Source organism: Clostridium sp. 'deep sea' (assembly GCF_014931565.1).
Taxonomy (GTDB): Bacteria; Bacillota; UBA994; order PWPR01; family PWPR01.
In genome coordinates, this window is the sequence record NZ_CP063353.1 from 556,487 (window position 1) to 569,123 (window position 12,637).

Below are 12,637 nucleotides of genomic sequence, written 5' to 3' on the forward strand. Positions count from 1 at the left end.
TTAAATAAACTTAGCATTTGTATTATGTCAATATTGAAGTAAATAACAATATCTATCTGTATATATCTTATTGTTAGATAATTACCTTATATAATAGATATGACTAATTATCAGCTTTTCATTTAAAAAAATGCATTTAAAATTACACTCAAAAATCATTTAATATTAAAACGACTGTAATTATATTATTAATAGGCTTAAACAGCTATAAACGCTAAATTTGAAGCTCGTACACCTGATTTAATGATTTTATGTAATTTACTCGCCAGTAAATGAGTTTCATTGCTCAAGATTAAAACAAGTAAAAGAGAAAATGAATTTACTTCGTAAAATGATAAAAAAGGAAAGAGAAAGATTATATTGATTTTATTACTTATCAATAACATATCTAAAAACACTATTGAGGTAATCACCAAAATCGTAGTCGTTAATTTTTTTAATAAGTGAGTTTTTAAGAAGGGTTTCATTCTTAAGTCCGTAATGACGTTTGCTTATATAATTGTTAATGTCTTTTACTATGTTACTAATCTTTGAAAGATCTGCATATTTAATAGAGTCTCTACTCTCTGGTAGATTTGTTAAGTCTTTATATTCTAGTTTATGTAATTTTGCACTTTTAAACATGTTAATTATTCTGCTATGAAAATTAGCTATAGTTCTTGAGTCTACTTTATTGTGCAGTTTTTTGTATTCGTTATAAACTCTGTTGGAATGCGAAAAACCAATTGTTTTTAGGTGATTAGCTAAAGCCGTGGCCTTATTTGAGATTGAGTTATCATAAGCCTTTTCTAGGGCTGATAATTGAGTATCTTTGTTTGAGCTAGTACTGTTTAAGAGTCTATCTTTAATTAAAAAATATCTTTCTGTAAAATTTGCTATACTTAGACTTGCATCATTAAAAAATGCTTCATTAAGTTCATAACCATAATTACTATAATAAGTGTAAAAACTGTTTTTATTATGGCTATCAAAACTTTTTATATTGTTATCATAATCCATTTGTTGAAGTGGTTTATTTACTACACTGGTTTTATGAGAATTAGCTTGTTTAAACTCTAATATTATATTGGGGTTATTGCTATCAATTCTCATTGTATCTCCCCTATCTTATTAATTAGTGATTTCTAACTCTTTAAGCATTCTTTTTGGGTTATTTAAAAAATACCTAGTTATATTATAGTGTTCGGTATCCTGGTAGCTTTTTTCATAAATTCCTTCTTCGTCAATTTCATATAAGGTTGCATTGGGGTAAGCCATAATAATTGGTGAATGAGTTGCTATAATGAGTTGGGAGTTCTTTTTAACTAACTTGTGAATAATACGCAGTAAAGCCATTTGGCCTGTTGGAGATAAGGCAGATTCCGGCTCATCAAATATATATATACCATTACCGAATAATCTATTATGCATTAATGCCAAGAAACTCTCTCCATGAGACTGTGAGTGTAATGATTTACCTCCATATGCAGCTAATAAATCAGTATCTACTCGCTCTATTTCTGTAGCCAAATTGTAAAAGCTCTCCGCTCTAAAAAAATACCCATCCTTAGCAAAATTGGTACTCTTTACTAAGCGCAAATATTTATGTAGATTCGAATGACTACTAAAGGTAGAAAATCTAAAATTTTTAGATCCTCCTTCAGCATTAAAACCACACACTATAGCAATAGCCTCTAATAAAGTAGACTTTCCTGATCCATTATCGCCTATAATAAATGTCACTGAATTATTAGTATTTAAATAATTTAAATTCTTAACTGCAGATAAGCTAAATGGATATGTACTATAATCACGTATTATTTCTTTCTTTAGTTCTATGCCTTTTAAAAATATGTTATCCATAAAATCACCGAGTAATTACCTTCCTTTTTAATTTTAAGTCAAAAAGAGAAAATAAACAATAATATAACACATATTCTTTTTTGTTTTATTTAGGAGTATGTGTTATATTATTGTTTTTAGTAATGTTTATTAAAAAAGAGGAACCAAATTTTTGGCTCCTCTTTATAGATTTGTTTATTTCTCTTCTAAATTTTCAACTAACTGTTCAACTACGCTTGCCTTTGAGTTATCTTTTTTTAAGACTTCACCCAACCCAGCTACATAGCTGTAAACACTTGCTAGTTCACTAGGCATAAATATTTTTGTTGCTTTACCTTCACCTAATGCAACCATAGACTTAAATGATTCTAAAGCTAGGTACTCTTTGCTAGGATTAGCTTCATTAATTAATTTAATAGCTTTTGCTTGCGCTTCTTTAACCTTTATAATAGCTTCAGCTTGACCAGATGCCTCAAGAATACGCTTTTCTCTTTCGGCTTGAGCATGTAATATTTGTTGCTCTCTTTGACCTTCTGCTTTTAAGATAGCAGCTCGTTTTTGACCTTCAGCTCTTTGAATAGAAGACTCGCGTTCACCTTCAGCACGTAAAATAGTTTCACGACGTTCACGTTCAGCACGCATCTGTTTTTCCATAGCTTCTTGAATATCACGAGGAGGCATAATGTTTTTAAGTTCAACTCTATTAACTTTAATACCCCATTTATCGGTAGCTTCATCTAAGATTGCACGTAACTTTGTATTAACAATGTCACGAGATGTTAGTGTTTCATCTAAGTCAAGTTCACCAATAATATTACGTAATGTTGTAGCAGTTAAATTCTCAATAGCAGAAATTGGGTTAGAAATTTCATAAATATACTTTACTGAATCTGTAATTTGAAAATATACAACTGTATCAATTTGCATTGTTACATTATCTTTGGTAATTACAGGCTGGGGTGGAAAGTCAATAACCTTCTCACGCATATCTAACCTAGCTCTCATTCTATCAATAAATGGAACTAAAAAGTTAAGTCCACTACCCATATTTTTATGAAACTTACCAAGTCTTTCAACTATGCCTTCTTCTGATTGGCGAACTATTTTAATACTTCCGCCTAAAATACTTAAAATCACTAAAACAAAAATCACACCAACAATTGAACCTATAAGACCATTTGCAGCTATAAAACCTAACACGTATAACTCCCCTTTTGATTAATTATATGTTATTCAACGTTTACCATGTTTATATAAAAGTAGACGCTAAAATTACACTACACATTAAGTTATTGTAAAAGCTCTACAATAACCTTTACTCCTTCAACTCTTCTAATAACAACAATAGCATTTTTATTAATAACTTCGCCATTTAAGCTACGAGCACTCCAAATATCTCCGTCTACTTTAACTTGACCCTTGCTATGCATGTTATCAATATCAATAATTACTAAGGCATTTTTGCCAATTACTCGATTTACGGCTGTATGGGCCTCTGTTTGAACAGGAAATAACCCTTGCATAAATGGTTTTAGTGTAAAGAAAAATAACACTGAAGATAATAAGAAAGCCGCTACTTGAATCCAAATAATTGGAGTTACTAGCGCTACTAACATTGCTAAAATAGAGCCAGCTGCTATAGTTATTAAAAAGAATCCAACGGTTATAAATTCACCCACAAGCATTACAATTGCTAAAACTAACCAAAATAGCCATGGCTCAAAAGGCATATTATATCACTCCTTAAGTAGATTATATATAATGCGCACAAATAACCAATACGGTCTTTGTTATCATTAATTACTCATACGATGATTATATACCCCTTATTAAACAATCTAAAACATATTATAAAGCATTTTTTACAAAAAAATTGATTTTCTTTTTAATGTTTTGCGATATGTCTTTTTATAGTAATCTCAACATCTAGTATAATAATGAAAATATTGATTAATATATCCCACTTACTAATTTATAGATTATCAACACTCATGCTAACACTCAAAGGTATTCAAGTCAATATATATAGTTAGATAAGGTTTTAATATTTTTTATTTATTATATTGACATAATAATAATAGGATGTTATATTAGATGTGCATTAAAGAAGACATTTGAATAATTTCGTAATTTCTTAACTACATAAAAAAAGTTATTTTTCATTTATGAAAAATAACATATATAATAGCTGTCCTGTCTGAGCACTTGTGTTATTTTCTATTTTAAGATTCACTGCATAGTCTTTTAGATTAACATCAAGTGCTCAGTGCTTTCTTTAAATTATATCCTATATTACCACTTTGAGGGTGGTTTTTCTCCGGTACTAATATAATATACCCATTCTGCTATGTTAGTAGCATGATCCCCTATTCTTTCTAAATAAAGTGACACGAGCTGAAGCTGAGTTGCTTGTTCTATAATTGTAGGATTACTCATCATTAAAAGCAATAACTCTCTAAAAATTTGTTTATTTAAATCATCTATAAAATCATCTTTTTTGCCAATTTTTTTGGCTAAATCTACATCTTCCTCAATTAAAGCAGTTAGTGAATCATGTAACATTTCTATAGCCATACCAGCCATACGCGGAATGTCAATAAGTGGCTTTACTAATTTTTGCCCTTTTAAATTAATAGTTACCCTACTAATATCTACAGCATGATCAGCTATTCTCTCTAAGTCGGTAATGACTTTTAGTGTGGCTCCAATTAACCTTAAATCTTTTGCTAATGGTTGTTGGGTTGCCAGTAGTGTTAAACATTCTTGCTCTAACTGTGTTTCTAAATTATCTATATTATCATCATTGGCTATTATTTTTTGGGCTAAATCTATATCTAAACTAGCTAAAGCATTAACAGATTGCTGAATAGTTTCCTCTACTAATGTTCCCATTTTTAAAAGCCTTAGAAATAACTGCTTAAGTTTTTCGTGAAAAACATCTCTTGTCATTTTATAACCACCTTTCTAACCAAATCTACCTGTAATATAGTCTTCAGTTCGTTGATCTTGGGGTGAAGTAAATATTTTACTGGTATTGTTCATTTCAACCATATAACCATTAAGGAAAAATGCAGTTTTAGAAGATACTCTAGCAGCCTGCTGCATATTATGGGTAACTATAATAACAGTGTAATTCTTTGCTAATTTTTGAATTAAATCTTCTAATTTTGCTGTTGCAATTGGGTCTAGTGCAGAAGTTGGTTCATCCATTAATAGTATTTGAGGTTCAACAGCTAAACTACGGGCTATCACTAACCTTTGTTGCTGGCCACCAGATAATCCAATTGCGTTTTTATATAATCTATCTTTAACTTCATCCCATAAATGGGCTTGCTGTAGGCTTAATTGAACAAATTCATTCAACTTGCTTTTACTTTTTATACCATGCACTCTAGGTCCATAAGCTACATTATCATAAATACTCATAGGAAATGGATTTGGTTTTTGAAATACCATGCCAATTTGTTTACGCAGCTTAGTTACATCTAAAGAATCTTTGTATATGTCAATGCCATTTACTTCTATTAAACCCTGTACCCTACTATTCTCTTTGGTATCATTCATTCTGTTTATACATCTTAAAAATGTTGATTTACCACAGCCCGAAGGGCCAATTAAAGCGGTAACAGTTTTTGATTCAATATCTGCATTTATGTTTTGTAATGCTTGAAACTCTCCATAGTAAAAGTTTAAATCTCTTATTTTAATTTGTGTTTTATTCATAATTAACCTCTTCTTTTCGCTAAGCTTTGAAATAGATAAGCAAAACCATTAAGTGCTACTATTATAATTAGTAAAACAGTTGCCGTAGCATAAGCATTTTCAATAGATACACTTTCAGAAGATAAGATATATACATGTACTGGCATTGTTCTTCCTGAGTCAAAGATAGCCGATACTGAATTTAGGGTTGAACCAAACGTTAAAAACACCGCTGCTGTTTCTCCTATAATTCTTCCCATAGCTAAAATTACACCCGTTATAATGCCAGATAAGGCAGCTGGAACAACTACTTTAACTATTGTTGTCCACTTACTAGCGCCTAAAGCTAAACTTGCATCTCTGTATGAATTTGGCACTGCTCTTATAGACTCCATAATGGTACGTGTTAATATTGGTAAGGCCATTAATGCCAAGGTAGCAGAGCCTGATAATAAGCTCCATGACCATCCAAATAGGGTAACAAACACATTAAAACCGAATAAACCAAATACTATAGAGGGTACCCCTGCAAGGGTTTCAATACCACTTACTAAAAGTCTCAATAAACGTCCTTTAGTAGCATACTCCTGTAGATAAATTGCCGCTGCAATACTGATAGGTACTGCTATTAATAAAGATGTTAATGTTAAATAAACAGTTGCCATAATAACATTGCTTATGCCACCACTTCTGCCCGCATCTATTGCTTTTTCACTTATAAATTTATAGTTAACGTATTCTAATCCACTTTTTAATACATGTGCAATTACTAAAAAGAGTGTCGCCATAACTAAAAGAATACAAACCCAAGTTATTACATCCCATATTTTTATTTTATTCATAGTAAACACCAGCTACCTTTTTCATAATTTTGTTAATCACTATATTAACAAAAATAATAATCATCATTAGTACTGCCCCACAGGCAAACAATGCCTGACGGTGTAAACCCCATGAGTAACCAATTTCAAGGGCTATATTTCCCGTTATAGTTCTAACAGGTTCTAACAATGAGGTTGGAAAAACCTTGGCATTACCTGTAACCATTAAAACTGCCATTGTTTCACCAATAGCTCTTCCAAAGCCTAGTATGAGAGCTGTAATTATACCAGGAGATGCTGCTGGCATCACAACCTTAAAAATGGTATACCATTTATCTGCACCTAAAGCATATGATCCATCTCTAAATTCCTTAGGAACTGCCCTTAAAGCATCAGTAGATATTCTTACAACAGTTGGAAGTATCATTATTGCTAAAACTATTCCTCCTGCCAAAACGCTATATCCCTGTTGACTACCTAAATACTTTCTTATTGCAGGAACTAATACTACCAGTCCCCAAAAGCCATATATAACAGAAGGAATACCTGCTAAAAGATCAACAAAGCACTGAAAAATAGTAGCTAACCTCTTAGGGCTAATCTCAGCCAGATAAATTGCACTTAATACGGCAATTGGTCCTCCAATTATTAAGGCGCATATTGTTACTGCCCCCGTACCCACAATCATTTTTAAGATACCCAGCTTTATAATATCTGAATCTGGTGACCACTGGGTTCCAAACAAGAACTTTACTACACCATACTCTGTAAATATTCTCCACCCTGCTGCGACAATAGAAACGGTTATAGCTACTACGGCAATTGCCGACAAAGAGGCACATGCCAATAATATTATTTTTATAAACTTTTCTTTCTTATTCATGAGGAAACTCCCCTATAGTAAAATCTTTTATTTAATATGGTCTTTATAATTAGCATTTCGTTAATTAGTGTTAGGCAGTTAAAGTAATTACTTTAACTGCCATTTATAAGGTAATTAAATTTAAGATAATTATTATTTAACTGCAATTACTTTGGCTTTTTCACACAATTCTTGCCCCTTATCACTCAATGTAAACTCTATAAACCACTTAGCAAGGCCTTTGGCATTACCTTTTGTGGCATAGTTAAAAGGACGAGCTACTGGGTAAGTCTCTTTTAAGATATTGGCAACCGTAGCCTCTGCATTTTCAACTATAACAGCCTTTACATTTTTATCTAGAGAACCTAAAGATATATAACCAATAGCATTTTCATCATTTTGCACAGCGGCTTTAACAGCCCCCGTAGAGCCTTGAGTTACTAAAGATGAATCAAAGTCATTTTCTTTACCTAATACAATGTCCTTAAAAGCCCCCCTTGTTCCGGAGCTGGCTTCACGATTAATTGCATTAATAGGTTTATCTGCCCCACCAAGTTCATTCCAATTTTTTATTTCACCTGTAAATATCCCGGAGATTTGCTCTATAGTTAATTGTTTAATGCTATTATTTTTATGAACCACTATTGCAATTCCATCTTTTGCAATGACTACAGGTACTAATCCGTCTTCTAGCTCTTTGCCTTTCATTTCACGTGATAAAGCACCAATATCAGCTGCACCACTTAAGGCTGCTGTACCACCAGCTGACGAGCCACCTCCCTGTACATTAACAGTAATATTGGGGTGAATTTTTTCAAATTTTTCTTTTAGTAAGTCCGACAAAGGCTGAACTGATGTAGAACCAGCAATGGTTAACGTTCCAGTAACTTTATTAACCGGAATAAGGCCAAGTGTTTCAGCTAAAAATTGACCCTCTTGAGATAAAGCAAAATCAATAAACTCTTTAGCTAAACCCTTGGGGGTACCATTTGTAGCATAATTAAAGGGGCGCGATACAGGATATGAACCACTTACAATATTTTCTATAGTTGCCTCTATCCCATTAACCTTAACTGCTTTAACAGTTGAATCTATGGAAGCTAAGGATATATAACCAATGGCATTGGGGTCGGCTTTAACAGCAGCTTTAACAGCGCCAGTAGAGCCTTGGGTTACTAAGGTAGATTCAAAATCATTTTCTTTACCTAATACAATGTCCTTAAAAGCCCCTCTTGTTCCAGAGCTGGCTTCACGATTAATTGCATTAATGGGCTTATCTGCTCCGCCAAGATCTTTCCAGCTTTTCACTTCACCAGTAAAAATACTAGCTATTTGTGCTATTGTTAAATCGTTTACACTGTTAGACTCATGGGTAACAATGGCTATGCCATCTTTAGCAATAACAATAGGCTTAAGGCCACTGTTCAGCTCTTTACTCTTTAGCTCACGAGACAAAGCACCAATGCCTGCAGCACCACTTATAGCAGCTGTACCTCCAGCAGATGAACCGCCACCCTGTACATTAACAGTGACATTAGCATGGTGTTTTTCAAATGCCTCTTTTAATAAGTCCGAAAATGGCTGAACAGACGTTGACCCAGCGGTAGTTAATGTTCCGCTTAACTCATTATTATTAGGTGGATTTTCATTAGCCGGTGTTGCTGCATTATTTGTGCAACCAGCAAAAATTACTAAAATACTTACAATTATTAAAACCAAGTTAAAAATTCTTTTCAATGTGATTCCTCCTAGATACTTTTTAAGTACAGCTTTAAAGTAACAAAAACACTATCTACTTTGATGTAGATAGTGTTAATTAAAAGTTAAGACATTGTAAAGATACTTATTTACTATAACAACATAAACTTTAAGATAACTTCCGTTCCGTGGCCTAATTCACTATTAATAATTAACTCGCCATTTTGAGCTTCAATCAGGTTTTTAACAATGGCCAAGCCCAAACCATGTCCACCACTGTCTCGTGTTCTACCCCGGTCTGTTCGGTAAAATTGCTCTGTTATTCTATTTAACTTACTGCTATCAATGCCATAACCAGAATCAAGTACTTTTAAACTTAAATAGTCTTTATCATAGCTAGTAGAGATAGTTATTACTCCATTATTAGGGGTATATTTTAAAGCATTGCTTATAACGTTATCGAGTATTTGCTCTACTCTAAAAAAATCAGCTTTAATAGAGCTAGTGTTTTTAACTTTATTATCAATTATAATATTCTTTTGTTTTGCTCTAGAACTATATCTAGTTAAAACATTAGTAATAACTTGTTCTATACTTACCTCACTAAGTGTTATATTTAGCTGACCTGCCTCTAGCTTAGCTAATTCTAACAAGTCATCAATTAGCTTTTTAAGCCGCTCTGTTTCTTTATATATTATTGATAAAAACTCTTTTATATTTTCATCGTCTTCATCCATATGCAAAATTGTTTCAACAAAACCAGCAATTGAGGTTATTGGTGTTCTTAAATCATGTGATACATTAGCAATTAAATCTTTTCTAGTTTGCTCAATGTGTCTTATTGCTGTAATATCATGCATTAGTAACATTATTCCTCTAAAATCTGTATTGTTATGAGTGTATAATGGAACAGTCATAAGCTGAATTATATGACTACCTGTTTTTAACTGCAACATTATTTCATTATGGCTAGCTTGTTTATCTGCAAGAGCTTGTTCAACAATATTTATAAGTTTAGTATTTCTTATTACTGTTACATATTCGGCATTTGATGTACCAGTATAAGATAATAATTTACGTGCTGCAGGATTAATAATTTTAGTGTAGCCTTTTTCATTTATATATAATAATCCATTAGCCATAGATGTAATTAAAGTAGTAAGTTCCATCTCTCTGTTTTCTATGTTATCAATATTCTCTTTAATTTGTAGCGACATATTATTAAAGGCTTTGATTAGCTGTTTTGTCTCAATATTAGAGGGCTTTATATTAAGTACTAAACCAGTTTTTCCTTTTGCAAGTAAACTAAAGGCATCATTAACAGATTCTAAAGGATTAACTAATCGCTTAATCAAAATAGAGTTTAAAAGAATAAGCAATATTACCCCTACTAAAGTTACTAAAACAATACTAATCATCTGTTGATTTAATAGCTGGTCTATTTCACTTAAGGGTACTGCTAATCTTATAAAATAAATCTTATTATTTTGAGTTGCTACTTTAAATGCATAATATAACATATCTGTTTTTAAGGTATTACTATGTCTTAAAGCCTCACCAGTACCTTTTAATATTGCATCGTTGATTTCTTTACGAGTAATATGGTTATCTAAAGCCCTAACATTAGGCACCTCGGAATCGGCTATAACTAAACCAGTGTGATCTACCAATGTTATTCGGGCATTTGTCACTGATGATAAATAGTTTATCTTTTCATCAGTATAGGTCTCTAAATCCACATCATTTTTATTGCTAAGCAGAATATCAGCTATTAGCCTACATTGGCTGTTCATTTTAGACTTTTGATTTTCAATATGATAGTCTTTAAAGTTACTACTGATAATAGTGGTATACAAAAAAACAATTGCTATTATAATTACAGTTGTTACAATAATAACTTGTTTTCTTAAAGAATATCTATCCATACTCAATTACCTTAATCTGTATCCTATACCTCGTACAGTTTCAATATAACCATCCATATCTTTTTCAAGGTTTAATTTATCTCTTAAATGACTTACGTGAACATCAATAATACGGGTATCTCCTACAAAAGTAGTACCCCACACGTTATCCATAATTTCATGACGATGTAATGCTTTGCCCTTATTTTTAGCCAAAAAAACTAGTAGCTCGTACTCTAAAGATGTAAGTGTAATTTCTTTATTGTTTTTTAATACTCTTCTACCATCTATATCAATTACTACCTGGCCTATTACTAAAGAGTTATAGTGTCTCATGCGACTTTTGGGTTTTGTTTCAACTCTTCTAAGTACAGCTTTTACTCTTGCCAATAACTCTCTTACACTAAATGGCTTACTTAAATAATCATCTCCACCCAATTCTAAACCTACTATTTTATCCACTTCTGAGTCTTTAGCACTTAAAAAAATAATTGGGGTAGCATATTTTTGCTGGATAATACCACATAGCTCTAGTCCATCCATATCTGGCAACATAATATCTAAGATTAGTAAATCAAAATGCTCTTTATCTATCTTTAATAAAGCCTCTTCAGCACTAACAGCTTCCGAAACTGCATAATTGCTTTTTACAAGGTTGTATTTTAACAATTGTCTTATAGAAGGTTCGTCATCACAAATTAAAATTTTATTTTTCATGATTTTCTCCTTTCAATAGTTAGGATAATTATACCTTAACTAAATGAACTGGCTCTTGTTCTTTACAAACTCTTAACATATCTTTAGTTGCTCTTAACGCTATGTTTTCTAAACATTCATAAGTTGAGCCACCTATATGGGGTGTAAACGTCACATTATTATAATTAAATATTTCATTATTAAAGTTAGGCGGTTCTTCCCAAAAAACATCACAGCATAACCATTTTAGTTTATTTTCTCTTAAAATTCGTTTTAGATCTTCCTCATTAACTATAGCTCCTCTAGCTACATTAATTAGTATGCCATTGTTACCAAGTTTTATCAGTTCCTTATAACCTATAAGTGATCTGGTATTGTTGTTTAAAGGTACATGGATAGAGATAATATTAGACCATTCTAATAAGCTGTTTAAATCGCAAAACTCAAACTCTGTGTTGTTTGCTGATTTATCAAAATACTTAATCTCACAACCAAAACACCTGCATAGCTGTGCTACTTTATAACCAATGTTTCCAAAACCAATTAGGCCTACCTTTTGGTTACCTAGCTCATTACCAATAGATTTAGCTGAGTCCCAATTTTTACTGCTAATTTGTTTATTTGCATAGCTAATTTTTCTTAAAGAGTCTAACATAAGCGCTATTGTTAGCTCAGCTACCGCAGTAGCATTACCAGCAGGCACATTTGTAACTTTAATACCTTTTTCATAACAATATTTAACATCAACTTGATCTACCCCAACCCCATGCAAACTAATTACCTTGCAGTTTTTTAATTGATCTATTAAGTATTTGTCTATAATACCAGAGCGCACTAAAATAGCATCGGCTTCAATTAAGGTATTAAACCAGTTTTCTTTAGTTTTATCTTGCAGGCTCTCAAAAGGCAACGGTATGATATGTAACTCAGCTTCATTGCCTGTGGTTTTTAAAATTCTATCTTCAGCTACAGGTAAATCTGGTAGTGCTGTTGCCACAAATTTAAACATAAACTCACCCCTTATTAAAGTAACACTTTTATTTTTTATGCGCAATAATAAACCTAAGTTTCACTCCAAGTTGTGCTAATACAATTGCAAAATCTAATGCTAGTACAATATAAAACTAGTACTT

Annotated in this window: 12 protein-coding genes; all 12 read right to left on the reverse strand. The window is 32.0% G+C overall.

The features are described from left to right. Nucleotides 1–369: 369 nt before the first annotated feature. The gene (locus tag IMX26_RS02665; protein ID WP_195160158.1) at nt 370–1,092 is read right to left on the reverse strand and encodes a hypothetical protein; all 723 of its coding nucleotides are present in this window, start codon (nt 1,090–1,092) and stop codon (nt 370–372) included. 18 nt (nt 1,093–1,110) lie between these two features. Next, a complete protein-coding gene (locus tag IMX26_RS02670; RefSeq protein ID WP_195160159.1) occupies nt 1,111–1,842 on the reverse strand; it encodes an AAA family ATPase in 732 nt (243 codons plus the stop codon). Between the two features lie 174 nt (nt 1,843–2,016). Then, nucleotides 2,017–3,021, reverse strand: coding sequence for an SPFH domain-containing protein (locus IMX26_RS02675; protein ID WP_243259302.1), 1,005 nt, complete (start codon nt 3,019–3,021; stop codon nt 2,017–2,019). Nucleotides 3,022–3,110: 89 nt separating this feature from the next. Next, complete coding sequence (locus IMX26_RS02680) at nt 3,111–3,551, reverse strand: NfeD family protein (protein WP_195160160.1); 441 nt, start codon at nt 3,549–3,551, stop codon at nt 3,111–3,113. A 562-nt stretch (nt 3,552–4,113) separates the two neighbouring features. Then, complete coding sequence (gene phoU, locus IMX26_RS02685) at nt 4,114–4,770, reverse strand: phosphate signaling complex protein PhoU (RefSeq protein WP_195160161.1); 657 nt, start codon at nt 4,768–4,770, stop codon at nt 4,114–4,116. Nucleotides 4,771–4,785: 15 nt separating this feature from the next. Then, nucleotides 4,786–5,544 (reverse strand): phosphate ABC transporter ATP-binding protein PstB, encoded by a 759-nt coding sequence (gene pstB / locus IMX26_RS02690; protein ID WP_243259303.1) that lies wholly within the window; start codon nt 5,542–5,544, stop codon nt 4,786–4,788. A 2-nt stretch (nt 5,545–5,546) separates the two neighbouring features. After that, complete coding sequence (pstA, locus tag IMX26_RS02695) at nt 5,547–6,365, reverse strand: phosphate ABC transporter permease PstA (protein ID WP_195160162.1); 819 nt, start codon at nt 6,363–6,365, stop codon at nt 5,547–5,549. Further along, nucleotides 6,358–7,227, reverse strand: a complete 870-nt coding sequence (pstC, locus tag IMX26_RS02700; protein ID WP_195160163.1) for a phosphate ABC transporter permease subunit PstC — start codon at nt 7,225–7,227, stop codon at nt 6,358–6,360. Before pstC ends, pstA begins: the two co-directional genes overlap by 8 nt. 132 nt (nt 7,228–7,359) lie before the next feature. Next, entirely contained in the window at nt 7,360–8,943 is a 1,584-nt protein-coding gene (locus IMX26_RS02705; RefSeq protein ID WP_195160164.1) for a phosphate ABC transporter substrate-binding protein, read from the reverse strand. A 113-nt stretch (nt 8,944–9,056) separates the two neighbouring features. Continuing rightward, a complete protein-coding gene (locus IMX26_RS02710) occupies nt 9,057–10,829 on the reverse strand; it encodes an ATP-binding protein (RefSeq protein ID WP_195160165.1) in 1,773 nt (590 codons plus the stop codon). 6 nt (nt 10,830–10,835) lie between these two features. After that, on the reverse strand, nt 10,836–11,525 hold the full coding sequence (locus IMX26_RS02715) for a response regulator transcription factor (RefSeq protein WP_195160166.1): 690 nt from the start codon (nt 11,523–11,525) through the stop codon (nt 10,836–10,838). A gap of 28 nt (nt 11,526–11,553) precedes the next feature. Continuing rightward, nucleotides 11,554–12,513 (reverse strand): NAD(P)-dependent oxidoreductase, encoded by a 960-nt coding sequence (locus tag IMX26_RS02720; protein WP_195160167.1) that lies wholly within the window; start codon nt 12,511–12,513, stop codon nt 11,554–11,556. Nucleotides 12,514–12,637 lie beyond the last annotated feature (124 nt).

Excerpts from the sequence above, each read along its gene's own strand:
- IMX26_RS02665 (WP_195160158.1), bottom strand. The coding sequence starts at position 1,092 with ATGAGAATTGATAGCAATAACCCCAATATAATATTAGAGTTTAAACAA.
- IMX26_RS02670 (WP_195160159.1), bottom strand. The coding sequence starts at position 1,842 with ATGGATAACATATTTTTAAAAGGCATAGAACTAAAGAAAGAAATAATA.
- IMX26_RS02680 (WP_195160160.1), bottom strand. The coding sequence starts at position 3,551 with ATGCCTTTTGAGCCATGGCTATTTTGGTTAGTTTTAGCAATTGTAATG.
- phoU (WP_195160161.1), bottom strand. The coding sequence starts at position 4,770 with ATGACAAGAGATGTTTTTCACGAAAAACTTAAGCAGTTATTTCTAAGG.
- pstB (WP_243259303.1), bottom strand. The coding sequence starts at position 5,544 with ATGAATAAAACACAAATTAAAATAAGAGATTTAAACTTTTACTATGGA.
- pstA (WP_195160162.1), bottom strand. The coding sequence starts at position 6,365 with ATGAATAAAATAAAAATATGGGATGTAATAACTTGGGTTTGTATTCTT.
- pstC (WP_195160163.1), bottom strand. The coding sequence starts at position 7,227 with ATGAATAAGAAAGAAAAGTTTATAAAAATAATATTATTGGCATGTGCC.
- IMX26_RS02710 (WP_195160165.1), bottom strand. The coding sequence starts at position 10,829 with ATGGATAGATATTCTTTAAGAAAACAAGTTATTATTGTAACAACTGTA.
- IMX26_RS02715 (WP_195160166.1), bottom strand. The coding sequence starts at position 11,525 with ATGAAAAATAAAATTTTAATTTGTGATGACGAACCTTCTATAAGACAA.
- IMX26_RS02720 (WP_195160167.1), bottom strand. The coding sequence starts at position 12,513 with ATGTTTAAATTTGTGGCAACAGCACTACCAGATTTACCTGTAGCTGAA.